Source organism: Desmospora profundinema (assembly GCF_031454155.1).
GTDB lineage: Bacteria > Bacillota > Bacilli > Thermoactinomycetales > DSM-45169 > Desmospora > Desmospora profundinema.
Genome location: NZ_JAVDQG010000001.1, coordinates 389,824 through 405,247, shown reverse-complemented (window position 1 = coordinate 405,247; position 15,424 = coordinate 389,824). Strand labels below are relative to the sequence as shown.

The following is a 15,424-nucleotide window of genomic DNA, read 5'->3' as shown; positions in this document are numbered from 1 at the left end:
TTCGTAAGGTTTGATACGGATAAAAACATAATTTACACTCCATTCCGTTTTTTGTTCGTTCCAACATTTGATTAGGTTCATTTTTTATGGTCTGCTCCATGTCCGCAGTCATTTCTGCCGTAAAGCCAATACATCAATTCATCCGGCGCACCATAATAGAAAGAGCCGATAACTGTGATTTCACTCACATGTTATCGGCTCTGCGTCTTAGCGTCTGGCTCTTTGATAACCGACATATTCAGTTGCTTTACATGGATTATCGTTTCCTGTTTACACTTGGGACAAAATAGCGGGAAGTTTTCAAGTACCGTATCATCACGTATCTTGACCCGTGTTTTGTTGCCACAGACCGGGCATAATATCCACTCGTATTTACACACTCTACCATCCCTTTACTTGATGTTTTTTTAATACCTGCCGCCTGCTTTTCGTTTGTATGCACGCATCGCAAATAGATATGCGACGATCAGTACCCCTAAGCACCACGCGAGCGCAACCCAAATATCATTTCCGACAGGTTGCCCCGACAGTAGCGCGCGGATGGCTTCCACTATTGAAGTCACTGGCTGGTTTTCGGCAAAAGCACGGACGACTGACGGCATCGATTCGGTGGGCACAAACGCCGAGCTGATAAATGGAAGGAAGATAAGCGGGTAGGAAAAGGCGCCTGCACCGTCCACCGATTTTGCCGACAGTCCGGCAATCGCCGCAATCCATGTCAAGGCCAGCGTAAAAAGAACGAGTATACCGGCCACGGCAAGCCATGACAATACTCCTGCCGACGAGCGAAAGCCCATAATGAGCGCTACGAGAATGATTACGACAATCGAAATAGCATTGGATACCAGTGAGGTCAGCACATGCCCCCACAGCGCAGCCGAACGCGCAATCGGCATAGAGTGAAACCGCTCAAATATGCCGCTTTGCATATCCATAAACAGACGGTAAGCCGTATAGGCTATACCGCTTGCAATAGCAATCAGAAGTATGCCGGGTAAAAGGTAATTCACATAGTTATCCGTGCCGGCTTGAATGGCGCCGCCGAACACGTAGACGAACAGCAGCATTAGCGCGATCGGCGTGATGGCCACTGTGATGATGGTGTCCATGCTGCGGAAAATATGGCGCATGGAACGCCCGAGCATAACGCTCATATCGCTGAAAAAGTGTTTTTTTATCGTTTCCATTTATTTTTCCTCCTTTTTGCCGATGATTGCGAGGAATATCTCCTCCAATGTGGGTTGTTTTTCAACGTACTCCATCTTTGCAGGCGGAAACCGCTTTTTCAGTTCTTCAAGCGTGCCGCCCGCGATAATCCTACCCTCATGCAGAATGGCAATTTGATCGGCAAGTTGCTCGGCCTCATCCAGATACTGCGTGGTCAGGAACACCGTCGTGCCATTATTAACAAGTTCTTCGACAGTCTTCCAAACCTCGATGCGTCCTTCGGGGTCAAGCCCGGTGGTCGGCTCGTCGAGGAAGATAAGCTGTGGTTTCCCTATAAGGCTCATGGCGATGTCGAGTCTGCGGCGCATGCCGCCCGAATAGGTGGAAACCCTGCGGTCGGCGGCGTCGATCAGGCCGAAGCGTTTAAGCAGATCGTCAGCAACCTGACGCGGATTTGTGAGGTGCCGCAGCTTGGCGATCATGATGAGATTTTCCCGCCCGGTCAATATCTCGTCCACGGCGGCAAACTGGCCGGTCAGGCTGATCGACTGCCGTACATGGTCGGGCTTTGACGCGACGTCAAAGCCGTTTACGACGGCGGTGCCTCCGTCCTGTTTAAGCAGCGTGGTGAGGATTTTAACAAACGTCGTCTTGCCCGCGCCGTTGGAGCCGAGCAGTGCAAAAATTTTGCCGCGGCGCGCCTCGAAATCCACGCCCTTTAGGACTTCTGTGTCCTTAAAAGACTTTCGCAGACCCTTCACTTCAATTGCTTTCTCCATCCCGATATCCCCCTTTTACTTTGTTATATCCGTATCCTTTTTCATGGCTTTGTTAACTTCTTGGCTAACAGATTCTTGATAGATATCATCGTAAGTTTCTGAATCTTTGATTAGATCGTCGCAAAAAGCCGCCACGTCACTGCCCGTCACTTCGAGCACGCCTTTCCCCATGGCCGCGCCCTCTTCAAAAAGATCGATAATCCCCGAAAGCAAATCCGTCCCGTCGGTTAGCTCAACAAGGCCAACCTTAAAGAGATATTTTTGAATCTCGTTGTAAACAATCTGATAATCTTGCGGGAGCGCTTTGACACGCGCCACGTGCGCTCGCCACTTTTTTTTGCCTTCGATGATATTTTGTATTCTCATTTTGATATCTTGTATTCTCATGTTATCCTCCTATTTACCTAATTTTTCAGCGATATTATTGTTCAGTTGCTCGCGCCACTTGTCCCGAAAAGACTTTGCCCCTTCTTCGCCGGCCAGCGCTGAACAGAAGCCTTTGATATCGTCACCCAAAACCTCTTGGACACTCTGACCGTCCGCTGCCGTTTCTTCGAGCAGGCCAAGCACACCGTCAAAAATTGGCATGAGGTTGCGGCCGGTGAAATCTGAGTACAGCCAAAGATTGGCATTAATTTCATCCCATGCCGCTTGATAATCAGCCGGCAGCTTTTTGGCTCGCGATTCAAAAGTTTTCATTTCTTTAGTCATGTCGCTACCCGTGATTTTTTCCCAAAAATTCATTGATCTTCCTCCTTTAACTCGTTAATTTTTGATGATACGAACTCCCATTTTTCCCAGAACTTCCGTAGTTCCTCGCGCCCCGCGTCGTTGAGCGCGAAAAACTTTCGCGGCGGCCCTATGTCAGAGGGCTTTTTTGTGACCTCTACCAGCTTGCTTTTTTCAAGCCGGATCAGGATAGTGTACACCGTTCCCTCCACAACATCTGTGAAGCCGAGGGCGTTCAGCCGCCGCGTGATTTCGTAGCCGTAGGTTTCTTTGCGGCTTATAATTTCAAGGACGCAGCCTTCAAGCACGCCTTTGAGCATTGCCGTTAGGTTTTCCAGCACAATCACTCCTTGCTATTCTGTATGACTGATATTCAGTATTACTCACTACCGGTATATAGTAACACATAATAGTCGGTTTAGCAATAGCGGTTGTTCAGATAATGAAATTCAACAGGGGAATCGTCTTGAAAATGGGCTTAGCGTTGTAAATCCGCATTTTCCTGACGCTACCCCAATATGCAAACATTAAAGGTTTGGTGATTATGCGATTGACTTAGAATCACCTCCAGAACCCTTTGATGAAAAATACATTGCGGGGTGAACTATGGGGCGGATAATATATCCATCCTTGGCTTTATATTTTACACATATCATGTTGATACCCCTGGTACTTTACAACAAAGCGACCGTCGTTATGAATAACGGCGGTCGCTTTGTTGGGATGATTTTCACAGGCGGTGCCAATACGAAGTCAAAGGATTTCTACATATCCTTCGGTTCCATTTACCCGGATCCGCTGTCCGTCTTGGACCTGCTTTGTGGCATTTTCTACACCGACGACAGCCGGCAGACCGTATTCGCGGGCAATGACGGATCCATGGGTCATCACCCCCCCTACTTCTGTTACGAACCCTTTGATCGATACAAACAGCGGTGTCCAGCTGGGGTCGGTCGAGGTGGTAACAAGGATATCCCCCTCGTCGATATTGGCCTCTTCCATCTTTGAAACAACCCGTGCTCTTCCCTCAATGATGCCAGATGAAACGGGAATTCCCGTCAAAGCCCCTCGAGGAACATGTTTGTTGTTCAGTTCACCAGTGATGCATTCCCCCTCCGATGTCAAGATCCGCGGTGGTTTCAACTTCTCATACACCGCGTACTCCTCTTTTCGCTCGGTGATGATTGCGTTATCCAACCGGTTGGTGCGAACGACCTCCCGGAGTTCCTCAAAGGATAGATAATAGACATCTTCCTTCTCCGGAATCACTCCCTTTTGAACGAGATTAGCGGCTTCCTTTAGCAAGGCTTGTTTGTAAATGAAGTACCGTTGAATAAAAGCATACTTGGGATATTCCCGATAGCCGATAAAATGACGCAAGAGGTGGATCATTTTCTTGGTTTTTTTGACCTTTCGTTTACCACCCGGCAATTCCTTTAAGCGGCTTAAGAGCTGCTGCTCCTTCTGCTCTGCTTCCAGTCGTCCTCGCTCAAATTTGACGCGGCGTGCATGAGGCTCAAAATTTTTGATGTTACGCAAGATCATGGGAATGAGTGCGGTCGGCTGCTCGCTCCACCGAGGGTTGGTAATATCGATCTCTCCCGGGCACCGCATGCCGTATTTTTTAAGATACGCCTGTATGGAATTACGCACAGCCCGCCCGCCTTCCAGCTTGGCCAGATCTTCGAAAAACGTTTCATCACTGGCATGATGAAAATATTGTATCACCGCCGGATATGGACGTACCACGTCCGCAACGTCCAAAAGGGCCAGCCCCATCTCCGAAGTGACATTATTGGATACCGATTGGGAGAGTGTATCAGCCGCGTTCTTTTCACCCAGCCATTTTTCCATGTTCCTATTGATCCAGCTCGCTGCATGTACTCCGACCAAAATCGCTCCCAGGCTGCGCGGATTATACAAGATTTCTTTTAATTCCTTAAAATCCTCTAAAATAAATGCAAACAGCTCATCTCCCGATATAGCTGTGATCCGTTGTTGCAAGCTTCTAACAGACTCCTCATTGTTAAAGATGAGGTCTTGAACGATTCCTGTGTCATGAGACAGGTAGGTTTTGACCATATGAACAGGAAGTCGCCAAGATAGTCCTTCTCTTTTCATACTGAGGACCCGTTTCCCGCGCGGCAGTGACTTCATAAAGTCCTTCCGCTGCACTAAACGTACAATCGCAGATTTCGTCAATCGATCGTTTTTGCCCATTGTACTAAGTACAATCTTTCGACCGATAGGCGATGCCAGATCGTGGGTGAGATCGACAAACAGCCTTCCACCGGCTTTTCGCAGTGGATAATCCTCTGATAAAACTTGAAAAAATGACATCCCCAATGGTTTGATCGGATCGGTCATCATCTGTTGATGACCCATCGATAGATAAACACGGCTTTGCCCTTCGTCTCCATCGGGAATCGGATATAAAGTGGTAATGGGGCGGCTCTGTACGATGTAGAACTGATCATCAACCAGACACCATTCGATATCCTGCGGGCAGGAAAAGTGTGCTTCGATCTTTCGACCGATGACTGCCAGCTCCAAAATCTGCTCATCCGTCAGGATCTGCCTGTTTTGCCGATGAGGCTCAATCTTACGCTCCTCCGTACCCCCATCTTTACTGGCATAAACGGCCCATTTCTTGGTGGAGATCGTCTTATCAACAATCTTACCCATCCGCACGTTATAGTGATCGGCTGACACCAAGCCTGAGACAAGTGCTTCGCCAAGCCCAAAGCCGGCATCGATGGTGAGTACTTTCCGGTTGGAAGTGACGGGATCAGCGGTAAATAAAACCCCCGAAGCTTGCGGGAAAACCATGCGCTGGATGATGACAGACAAATAAACCTGGCGGTGATCCAATCCGTTTTGCATGCGGTAGATCACAGCCCGATCCGTAAACAGCGACGCCCAGCATTTGCTGATATGCTTTAGGATTTCCTCTTTTCCGATGATGTTTAAATACGTATCCTGCTGACCTGCAAAAGAGGCTGTCGGAAGGTCTTCTGCCGTTGCACTGGAACGTACGGCATAGGCATGCTCCTTACCTAGTTGTGAAAGGGATTGAGCGATTTCTCCCGCGATGTCCGGAGAAATCGCCACTCCTTTAATCACTTTACGAATCTTTCCACTGATCTGACTGACCCTTTCCTTGTCATCCATCTGTAGGGACGACAGTTGATCCAACAATGCGTGATACACTTGATTTTGTCCGATCATTCGTTTATAAGCTTCGGTTGTAACGCAAAAACCCTCCGGCACTCGTACACCCTTTATTCTCCAACATTCGCCTAGGTTTGCCCCTTTACCGCCGGTCGATCCCCGCTTCGTATGATCGATCTTATCAAAACCGAGTACATAGGAACACATAAGGATCTCTCCCCTTTATCCAGTTCCATTTATCGTTGGATTCCATATCGGATCATGTCCAGAAACCGGCTGATCTCATCGATGAAGCGACGGACAATCGCTTCATCCCACTCGCTTTTATCTGTTATCTCCGACAAATACTTCTGTTCAAAATAGTCCAACGTGATCCGAATCAGTTTATAGGCCTCTTCGCGATCCACCCCTTCTCTGAGCGGGACTTTTTCAAATAATTGCTTCCAACTCTTATCTCTAGCCATAATCAACTCGCCGTACTTCTCTTCAATCTCTACTTTTAACTCATCTGGTGTAGCATGAAAGGCTTCCATCATCACTTTGTATACATCGGGATTCCTTCTTAAGTAGTCGACTTTGATACGGATAAACGCTTCATTCACTTCAAAAAAGTTTGGTTGATCAGGGAGATCACGGATCCGGAGTTCCGCCCTTACTTTTTTTACGCATCGGTCGAGAATGCTCAAATACAGCTCATGCTTGCTCTTAAAATGATGAAAGATCAACGCTTTGGATATACCCGCCGCTTCGGCCAGCATCGCAGTCGAAGTCTTTTCATATCCGTGACGGGCAAATACAGCTAGACACGCATCCAAGATCTTTTCTTTTTTATAGAGTTGTAAAGGCAAACGGCGTCCCTCTCCTTATAGACCATATGGTTAGGATCATGCTACTGTATGCTGACTGATCGGTCAATATACCTCCAAATCAATAACCGACCTTGCCTCCATTCGCAAAGTCGGTTATTTGGTATAGGTTAAGCGGAGACACTGCTTCCTTTTCTTTCCTTCCCTTTTTGACGCCATTGCCATAAAACAGTAACTGCCGCCACTCCGATTCCGACGAGGTCGGTTAACCCATTAGGCTGAATCAATAAAAGCGCACACACAGCCAAGGAAAACCGTAACATCCATGGGATCCGGGTGAATAAATACCCCTCCAATGCCGTTCCCAGCATCAGTACTCCCAAAGCTGCCGATAAACTAACCAAAATGGCTTCAGACCAAGCGGTATCCACTAAGAGCAACTGATTGGAGTAGACAAACAGATAGGGAACAATGAACCCGGCAGCGGCCAACTTCAGCGCCTGAAAACCCGTTCGCATCGGATCCCCGCCGGAAACGCCAGCAGCGGCGAAAGCAGCTAAAGCGACTGGTGGCGTGATATTGGCAAAAATACCGAAATAAAAAACAAACATATGCGCCACCAACGGCTCTACCCCCATTTGGATCAAAGCAGGTGCGGCCATGGTAACCGTGATTACATAGGCGGGAATCGAGGGTACACCCATACCCAGAACAATGGAGGCCAACATGGTAAACACCAGGGTGAGGAAGAGTGAGCCGCCACCAAACTCAATAATTCCGCTCGCCAAGCTGAGACCAAACCCTGTCAAGGCTGCTACACCAACGATAATCCCTACCACCGCACAAGCCATAGCAACCCCGATCGTGGATCGAGCCCCAGTCTCCAAGGCATCCAGCAGATCACGAATTCCCATCCGAGTCGTCTTCCGTAAAGAAGCGACCCCGATCGTGACCAAGATCGTCCAGAAAGCGGAGTACAAGATCGTGACACTGGAGAAAAACAGCATATAGATGAGGAAAAACAGCGGGATCAGGAGGTGTCCCCGCTCTTTTAACACCTCTTTCACCTTTGGAATCTCCTTTTTTGGGATCCCCGTCAGTCCCAAACGATCTGCGCGAAGATGAACCTGGGTCAGCACACTTAAGTAAAACAGGAGCGCCGGCAACAGACCAGCCAATGCAATGGTGCCGTAACTGACACCCAGGGTCTCCGCCATGATAAATGCTGCCGCTCCCATAATTGGCGGAAGCACCTGCCCCCCTACGGAAGCACTCGACTCAACCGCACCGGCAAAGTTCCGATGGTAACCGATTTTTTTCATCAGCGGAATGGTAAAAGCCCCTGTAGATACCACATTGGCGACGGCCGAACCATTGATCGAGCCCATAAATCCACTGGATAAAACCGCCACCTTAGCCGGACCGCCTTTGGAAGAACCCGCCAAGGCCAGGGCCAGATCGTTAAAAAATTGACCCATGCCCGATTTGGCCAAAATGGCTCCAAATAAGATGAACAAAAAGATATAGGTAGCGGATACCCCGATTGCCGTACCGTAAATCCCTTCCAGTCCCATAAATAGATAGGCAATGGTGTCCTCCCAGCTGTATCCGCGGTGGGCAAAAGCGTCCAAAGGCACCTGTTGCCCGTAAACCGCATAGAGAAGAAAGAGGATTGCCAATACCGGCAGTCCCCAGCCGATTACCCGACGTGCCCCCTCCAACACCAGCAGGACGGTCATGATCGACAGCCATAAATCCACGTCATTATACAAGGTGGTCCCACGCTGAACCAAGTCGGTGTAATAAAAAAGAATGTAGGCTCCGGTCGCTAAGCCCATCACGGCCAAGCTCCCGTCAATCCAAGTGAAGCGGTTGCGGGGGCTTTTCTTCCGCATGGGAAAGAGAAGGAATACCAACGCCAGCATCACAGCCAAATGGACGGCACGATGGGGATAGGTGTTTAATAAAGGAAACGCCGATGTGTATAAATGATACAACGACAACCCCACCGCTAGTATACTGACCAACCACGCGGCCCATTTGGCGTCAAACACCCGGTATTTCGATTCCTTGTCATACTTTTCTAAAACCGATTGCTGTTCCACTTCCGGTTGGGATGATTTCAAAAGCCCCCACCTCCATCAATCATGATCCATAAACGCGACCAGGTTTCCATCCTTATCTCCAGCGGTCGGTTGTGCTCCACTCGCTGCTCCAATTCCAGTGAATGCCCGTCCACTTCCAACTGATACCGAACCCGGGGAGAATACCAAAAGGAAAGTACAGGATCGGAACGGTCGATTCCCCGCATCACCACCCACCCTTCCCGATTGATCACCTCTGATGCCTCCACATCCACTCCCGCTCCGAACGATTGTACTCTGACTTCCCGCAGAGAAAACCGTCCATCTACCATTTCATATTCTTCTACCCAGGGCGTCCGTTCGACGGAGTGAATCCATGACAGACGGATCGTTTCTCCTTCACGGGCAGGCAACCGAAAATAAACTTCTGCTGTTTCTGCATCCGTCACCTGCAAGGTGTCCAATGGCCACCACAACCAGACACAGGTGATAAAAAGAAAGAGTGCCCCCGCCCACTGGAGGGCGCAGGGCGGTAACGAACCCTTCATGAAATCACCGGATTATTGACCAGCTTCCTCATAGTACTTCTCCGCGCCGGGGTGGAAAGGGATCGGGACGTTTTCCCGTGCGGTATCGAAATCGATCTCTTTAGCGGCGTTGTGGGAGCGATGGATGGGTTCCAGGTTTTCAAACAACGTCTGGGTCCACTGATACACGGTCTCCTCATCCAGATCTGATTGGACCACCAACAGATTCATGATGGAAGCGGTCTGGATTTCTTCCTTGTTGCCATAGGTGTCTGCAGGAATGGTAGCCTCAGAGTAATAGGGGTACAGTTCTTGCAGTTTGTTCATACCCTTCCCTTCGATTGGAATCACCTTTACCTTTTTAGTCGTACCCAGATCAGTCACTGACGGATTGGGAAGTCCCGAGGTAACGAAGGCGGCATCCACGGTTCCGTTTTTCATGCCGTCAACCGCTTCGGCATAAGAGAGAAAGTCTTCATTAAAATCCTCATAGGACAACCCGTGCGCTTTCAAAATGGCCCGTGCGTTTAGTTCCACTCCGCTGTTGGGTGCACCGATGGCCACTCGCTTTCCCTTCAGATCCATCATGGTTTCGATTCCCGATTCTTCCGTAGTCACGATCTGTACAAAATTGGGATACAAGGAGGCGACTGCTTGAAAGGATTCCACTTTATCTTCAAAAGGCTCCAACCCTTCATAGGCCTGCGTGGCGGCATCGCCCATAATAATGGCCATCTCGGCTCGATCCTGGTCCAAAAGATTGATGTTTTCCACAGATGCACCTGTAGCCTGGATCGAAGATTTGGCTCCCAGTTCCTGTTCATACAATTTACCGATAGCGGCACCCAGAGGATAATAAACCCCTGACTGACCGCCTGTAGCGATCGTGAGAAACGAGTTGTCTCCGGCAGAGTCCCCTCCCCCGCAAGCCGTTAAAGCCGACATTGATGCTAACAGGAACACATACAGCCATATCCACTTCTTTTTCATCATGGCTACCCCCTCTATGGATGATAACGTTTTCATCATTCCCATTCATCATAAAAAAGTTTTACATTTCTATCAATCAAAACATTCTATCAATCCCGAATTAATTCCCTCATATTGATCTGTAAACGGTCTCTTCTTTATTTTTCTTAATTGTTTTCCAAATAATATAGTAGGATAAAAGAGACTTCCATTTATCGGGAGGAATCCGGCCTGATGATACAATCTTGCGCTGATGTCATCCGTCAAGAAGTGGCAAAAGGAATCGTGGGTCACGAACAAGCCGTTGACCGCCCAACAGAATCCAGAATGGCGATCCGATTTGGAACAGCTGACCCTATGTTACATGGATGAACGTTACGGCCACCGGCATCTTGATGCTACAGAAAAGCTGGAAGAAGCGGCTGAACGAACAAAACGACAAGCAGCGGCTGGATCTTAACGGGATTACGTCACTCTTATCTTGTAAGGTTCGACCTTAAAAACAACATCCCCTGTGTACCCTCAAAAGCTAATCATCTACATCGTTACCTGATCGCAACAGGAAGCGATCCAGGTTGGATATGGAGGTTTGACCTGCATTCCCCATGGTAATGTCCGTATCGGCGATGATGTTTCGGACTGTCTGGTAGACTCCGCGTTCCCCAGCCGCTGCTAACCCGAAAGCATACAGCTTTCCTACCAGAACCGCCGCAGCTCCCAGAGAAATCGCTTTGATTACATCTGAACCCCCGCGGATACCACTATCCATTAAGACGGGAATCCGGCCCTTAACCACTTCGCATACTCCGGGCAATCGATCCAGCGCCGCCACGGCCCCGTCCAGATACCGTCCCCCGTGATTGGAGACAATAATGCCGTCTATCCCTTTTTTTAGTGCGAGCGCTGCATCTTTCGGGTGAAGAAGGCCTTTGATCATCAGAGGCAGGCGGGTCTGTTTACGGAGAAAATCAAGGTCGTCCCATGTTAAACCGGGATTGTTCCATATTTGATATGCCTTTTGGACTGCTGCCTGAGGATCGATTTGCGGCGGAAGGGCCAGTTTACGCAGGAAGGCGGGATCGGTAAGAAAGTTACCGACTCCCCAACCGAATCGAAGAGGGATGAAGTCATTTTGCAGATCCCGCTCCCGCCATCCATCTGCCGGAATGTCAAGAGTGACGACGATCGCCGAATACCCCGCCGCTTGTGCACGGCGTATAAAGCTTGCGGTAACATCGGGATCTTTTCCCCAATAAAGCTGAAACCAGCGTGGAGCCCCTCCCATCACCGCCGCCACTTCTTCGATGGAACAGGTGGAAAGAGTGCTGAGAATAAAAGGAACCCCCAATTTAGCAGCCGCTCGGGCGGAGGCCAGTTCTGCTTCCGGATGGAACAGTCTCTGTCTTGAAACAGGAGCCAAAAAGACAGGAAAAGGATACGTGTGACCGAAAAGGGAGACGGACAAATCTCGGTGAGACACATCCACCAACAGTCGGGGAAGAATACGCCAACGGTAGAACGCCTCCCGATTGGCACGTACGGTATCCCCCGCCCCGGCTCCATATTCAAGGAAATCAAAGGCGAGGGGGTCCAGTGTCATCCGTGCCCGTTTCTTCCACCCCTCATAGGAAATGGGTAGTCGGAACCGAGGAGGAAGAAGCATCTCCCTATAAATATCTTCCCTTACTTCAGTTCCAAAGTCGCGCATAGGCAGCTCCTTTGCAAGGGAGTTCATTAGTGAAGGTTATGCGGAAGGAAAGGGATTTTTTCCTCGGGGTTATGGCGTTGGAAGATTGAAAAATGGATTCGATGTCCCCCTCTTATGTAAACCACACTCAGGCGGTTATTGACATTATGGCGCAAAACAGATACAATTGACTGAAAATATAATCGATAGGTTCAGGAGATGGAAGAGAGAGCCTCAATAATGCATCGGGATGGTTGGATGTATTATTGAGATTTTTTGTTTATTTGGAAAGGAGGCTGGATCATGCGTGATATTACGTCGGAAGTGATTGGGCGGATCAAAAACGGAAGAATTGTCCTGTATGACGGAAACCGACCGATCGGAGAAACGGGGTTGAACGTACTGAAGTTGAAAAACGGTTATATAATCCGGAATCACCGCCTCTACACGAAAACGGATCGAAACGTACAGTATGTAGAAAATTGTGATATGGGATGGTGTTAACCATAAAATAAATATAATTTTCATAATTAACAAAAATCCCCTGCTGAACGGCAGGGGATTTTTGTTGTCTATCTCATAACAAGGGATCTTTGTTCCAATTCTTCTATTTTCAAAGGACAAACAAGGACAACGGAGACTTCACATAAAATGTTATTACCCCTTTTGGAAACCGTTTGGCTATAGGAAATAACACGGACACACATCGGAGGTGAGAGGATTGAAGGTTGTCATTGGCGACAAAAAAGATACATTGAGAAAGTTGTCCCAAACGCACCGGATGGAATTGAAAAATCTGTTGTCCTGGAACCCGCATATCCCCGACGTCGATGCTCCGATTGACGGAGTCATCGTTTACTTGTCGCCCAGTCAAGCGAAAACAGCGGCCTATAACCGGCCGGTTGCACCTCCGTGTCCACCGATTCCCGCTCCGTTAAAGCCCATGCCTCAGTGGATTTCGCTTACGCCGTTGGAGAAGATGGAGAAAACGGATTATGACGTGCTGATTGTCGGTTCCGGAGCAGGAGGAGGGGCCACACTCTGGCGGTTGTGTGAACAGTGGGGAAACAACGGAAAAAAAGTGGGTGTCGTTGAAAGAGGCGATCTGCTTTTGCCTACTCATTCCCAAAATATCCCTACATTAGATTTTAAAAGAAGGACCGATTTTTATTTGACCGTCGCTACCCCGATTGGGGCAAAGCTGCCCGATATGCCAGGCTCACTGAAGGTGTTTGCCCTGGGTGGGAAAACCTTGTTCTGGTGGACGGTCACGCCGCGCATGGATGAAGTGGATCTGCAGGATTGGCCCGTCTCTTTTACCGAGATGAATAAATACTACAATATCGCCGAAAATGTGATGAATGTGAATAAGAGGTTTACCAAAGGCTCTTCGATGACGGAGCAATTGGTGGAAAGACTGAGGAACAACCATTTTCCAGAAACGACGCCGCTTCCGCTGGCGGCCGACCTGCAACCGACCCGGTTTGGTCAGGTTCATTCCAATGTGTTCTTCAGCTCCATTTTGTTTTTGGCCAGGGCCCTGTTTATCCGCCCTTTCGATCTTGCGGTAAAAACACGGGGTGTAGAAGTCCTAACCGAAAGGAATCGAGTGGTTGGGTTGAGAGTGATGACCCCGGACAAGAAATCTCATTATCTGAAGGCGAAAAATGTAGTCCTGTCCACCAACACCTTTGAAACGGCTCGAATTCTGCTTTATTCGCGTATCCCTGGAGAAGCGATCGGACATTATTTAGCCAATCATTCCAAAATTGTGGGTGTGGGACGAGTCAGCCGAGGGGATTTCCCAGAGGTTTTGGGTTCCATGGGGATTTTGGTACCGCGAACGGCGGGCCGCCCCTATCAGATTCAATTTCATGGTCCGATGGACACTCCAGACCTGTATCTTTGGTATCCGGCTTATCAGGAAAAGCCGTTGAAAGCAGAATGGGAGTTTGACATCCAAACCTTTGGTGTGGTGGAAAGCCGATATGAGAACCGGGTCTATCTGGACCCAAGCCGGGTGGATGAAGACGGGATCCCGGAGTTTCAGGTGGATTTCCAGTACAGCGAGAAGGATCTGGAAGTGATTCGACAGATGGAAGCGGGAACGCGCCAGGCGATTGCTGACATGGGAATAGCCACCCTGGTACCAGACGAATATGGGCAGGATCTTTGCCTGCGTCCTCCCGGTGACGATACCCATGAGCTGGGAAGTTGCCGGATGGGGGTGGATCCTGCCACTTCCACCACCAACCCGTTTGGTCAGGTTCACCAGATATCCGGGCTCTATGTGGCGGATAACAGCATCCTGCCTACGGCGGGAGCGGCCAATCCGACTTTATCCACTGTCGCCTTGGCCATTCGTACGGCGGATTATATCGTGAACCGTTTGGGTTAAGCCGAAGTGTTGGTTTGGGAAGATTTTTTCCGCAGCATGCCGATCCCCCACAACAGCATGGGCAAAAACAATCCAAAAATCATCCCGTATGGGGTCCATATCTTTTCGGTAAAACGCATCAGATAAGAAGTATTCGGAATGATGTGGAGGGATAAAACCGTCACCAAAATTCCCATCGGAGCAATCAACGAGCGGGCATCCTTTATACCAAAGATCGAAGAGAAGCCGCTGATCAAAACAAAAAAACTGATATAGGCTCGAACAAAGATAGAGATGAGCCAAAAGCCCGCCACGATGACCTCAATTCGTTCCAAAAACCCTTCGATGCTGATCATCTGTCCGAGTTCGTAAGCGGGATATTGTTTGATAGCGGCATAAGACACCCCCAATGCCGTCACGGCATAAAAAGTGACGACCGCTATCATCGCTCCGCCCAGTACCACCCCTGTCAAAAACCCCCTCCTCACTTTTTTCTTTTCATTGACTAAGGGCATGATCATCAGGAAAATAACCAGCTCCAAATAGGGGAAACCGACTAGGATGATCGATGCTTCCCATACAGGGCTGAAGCCCTTTTCCAACATGGGCTGGAGGCGATCCAATTGCAATTCGGGCAACAGGGCGAACATCCAGATCAACAACAGCAAAATCGAAAGGGGGAAAAACAGTTCCGCGGTTCGCGCCATCACTTCCATTCCCAGGTGCACACCCAGCATCACGACAAGAATAAACAGGATTTCAACAGCCAGAATCGGCGTCTCGGGAAAGGGCTGGGAAGTGATAAAGTCGCCGACGTCCCGGAGAACCAGCGCAGTTAAAAGGAGAGGATAAGCGAGAATAAACAAAAGCGCCACGATTTTGCCGATCCACTTCCCCAATACTTCCTCCATGATTTCCATCAGATTTTGCTCCGGAAAACGGCTGTATAAGGCGTGAAAAAGCAACACGAGCAAGCATCCCGCCACCAGACTGACTCCCGTTGCAATCCAAGCATCGGGTCCAGCTTTGGACACCAATGTTCCCGGAAGCAACAGCACGGGGTTTCCAGCAGTAAAAAGAGCCACTAAAATAGTGAATTGCCGGACGCTGATCTGGTTTTTCACGAAG

16 protein-coding genes are annotated in these 15,424 nt (G+C 49.1%); 3 read left to right on the top strand and 13 right to left on the bottom strand.

Going from position 1 to position 15,424, the window contains the following annotated elements; translation table 11 throughout:
* Nucleotides 1-191 precede the first annotated feature (191 nt).
* The 11 genes from JOE21_RS01825 to JOE21_RS01775 all read right to left on the bottom strand — a co-directional run bounded on the left by JOE21_RS01825 (nucleotide 192) and on the right by JOE21_RS01775 (nucleotide 10,253).
* Entirely contained in the window at nucleotides 192-380 is a 189-nt protein-coding gene (locus JOE21_RS01825; protein WP_309861672.1) for a cysteine-rich KTR domain-containing protein, read from the bottom strand.
* A gap of 27 nt (nucleotides 381-407) precedes the next feature.
* Complete coding sequence (locus tag JOE21_RS01820; RefSeq protein ID WP_309861668.1) at nucleotides 408-1,187, bottom strand: ABC transporter permease; 780 nt, start codon at nucleotides 1,185-1,187, stop codon at nucleotides 408-410.
* A complete protein-coding gene (locus tag JOE21_RS01815) occupies nucleotides 1,188-1,946 on the bottom strand; it encodes an ABC transporter ATP-binding protein (RefSeq protein ID WP_309861666.1) in 759 nt (252 codons plus the stop codon).
* Between the two features lie 15 nt (nucleotides 1,947-1,961).
* A complete protein-coding gene (locus JOE21_RS01810) occupies nucleotides 1,962-2,312 on the bottom strand; it encodes a DUF1048 domain-containing protein (RefSeq protein WP_309862395.1) in 351 nt (116 codons plus the stop codon).
* A 30-nt stretch (nucleotides 2,313-2,342) separates the two neighbouring features.
* Nucleotides 2,343-2,690 carry a DUF1048 domain-containing protein gene (locus JOE21_RS01805; protein ID WP_309861665.1) on the bottom strand — a complete coding sequence of 116 codons (348 nt, stop codon included), beginning with the start codon at nucleotides 2,688-2,690 and terminating at the stop codon, nucleotides 2,343-2,345.
* The gene (locus JOE21_RS01800) at nucleotides 2,687-2,995 is read right to left on the bottom strand and encodes a PadR family transcriptional regulator (RefSeq protein WP_309862392.1); all 309 of its coding nucleotides are present in this window, start codon (nucleotides 2,993-2,995) and stop codon (nucleotides 2,687-2,689) included. Before JOE21_RS01800 ends, JOE21_RS01805 begins: the two co-directional genes overlap by 4 nt.
* A gap of 433 nt (nucleotides 2,996-3,428) precedes the next feature.
* Nucleotides 3,429-6,053 carry a phosphoenolpyruvate synthase gene (gene ppsA / locus JOE21_RS01795; RefSeq protein WP_309861661.1) on the bottom strand — a complete coding sequence of 875 codons (2,625 nt, stop codon included), beginning with the start codon at nucleotides 6,051-6,053 and terminating at the stop codon, nucleotides 3,429-3,431.
* A gap of 29 nt (nucleotides 6,054-6,082) precedes the next feature.
* Nucleotides 6,083-6,694 carry a TetR/AcrR family transcriptional regulator gene (locus JOE21_RS01790; RefSeq protein WP_309861659.1) on the bottom strand — a complete coding sequence of 204 codons (612 nt, stop codon included), beginning with the start codon at nucleotides 6,692-6,694 and terminating at the stop codon, nucleotides 6,083-6,085.
* A gap of 128 nt (nucleotides 6,695-6,822) precedes the next feature.
* The gene (locus JOE21_RS01785) at nucleotides 6,823-8,778 is read right to left on the bottom strand and encodes a TRAP transporter permease (protein ID WP_309861656.1); all 1,956 of its coding nucleotides are present in this window, start codon (nucleotides 8,776-8,778) and stop codon (nucleotides 6,823-6,825) included.
* Nucleotides 8,775-9,284 carry a DUF1850 domain-containing protein gene (locus JOE21_RS01780; RefSeq protein WP_309861654.1) on the bottom strand — a complete coding sequence of 170 codons (510 nt, stop codon included), beginning with the start codon at nucleotides 9,282-9,284 and terminating at the stop codon, nucleotides 8,775-8,777. Before JOE21_RS01780 ends, JOE21_RS01785 begins: the two co-directional genes overlap by 4 nt.
* Before the next feature lie 12 nt (nucleotides 9,285-9,296).
* Entirely contained in the window at nucleotides 9,297-10,253 is a 957-nt protein-coding gene (locus JOE21_RS01775) for a TAXI family TRAP transporter solute-binding subunit (protein WP_309861651.1), read from the bottom strand.
* A 232-nt stretch (nucleotides 10,254-10,485) separates the two neighbouring features.
* On the opposite strand from JOE21_RS01775, the gene JOE21_RS01770 reads away from it, so the two are divergent.
* Nucleotides 10,486-10,692: a hypothetical protein gene (locus tag JOE21_RS01770; protein ID WP_309861648.1), complete on the top strand. Its 207-nt coding sequence runs from the start codon at nucleotides 10,486-10,488 to the stop codon at nucleotides 10,690-10,692.
* A gap of 69 nt (nucleotides 10,693-10,761) precedes the next feature.
* Here JOE21_RS01770 and JOE21_RS01765 read toward each other — a convergent pair whose 3' ends face one another.
* A complete protein-coding gene (locus tag JOE21_RS01765; protein ID WP_309861645.1) occupies nucleotides 10,762-11,940 on the bottom strand; it encodes an alpha-hydroxy-acid oxidizing protein in 1,179 nt (392 codons plus the stop codon).
* A gap of 282 nt (nucleotides 11,941-12,222) precedes the next feature.
* On the opposite strand from JOE21_RS01765, the gene JOE21_RS01760 reads away from it, so the two are divergent.
* Together JOE21_RS01760 and JOE21_RS01755 are read left to right on the top strand one after the other, a co-directional pair.
* Nucleotides 12,223-12,423, top strand: a complete 201-nt coding sequence (locus JOE21_RS01760) for a DUF2553 family protein (RefSeq protein WP_309861642.1) — start codon at nucleotides 12,223-12,225, stop codon at nucleotides 12,421-12,423.
* A 217-nt stretch (nucleotides 12,424-12,640) separates the two neighbouring features.
* Complete coding sequence (locus JOE21_RS01755) at nucleotides 12,641-14,317, top strand: GMC oxidoreductase (protein WP_309861639.1); 1,677 nt, start codon at nucleotides 12,641-12,643, stop codon at nucleotides 14,315-14,317.
* Here the strand turns inward: JOE21_RS01755 and JOE21_RS01750 are convergent.
* Nucleotides 14,314-15,420: a GerAB/ArcD/ProY family transporter gene (locus JOE21_RS01750; protein ID WP_309861636.1), complete on the bottom strand. Its 1,107-nt coding sequence runs from the start codon at nucleotides 15,418-15,420 to the stop codon at nucleotides 14,314-14,316. The two genes, JOE21_RS01755 and JOE21_RS01750, sit on opposite strands and share 4 nt — an antisense overlap.
* Between the last annotated feature and the right edge of the window lie 4 nt (nucleotides 15,421-15,424).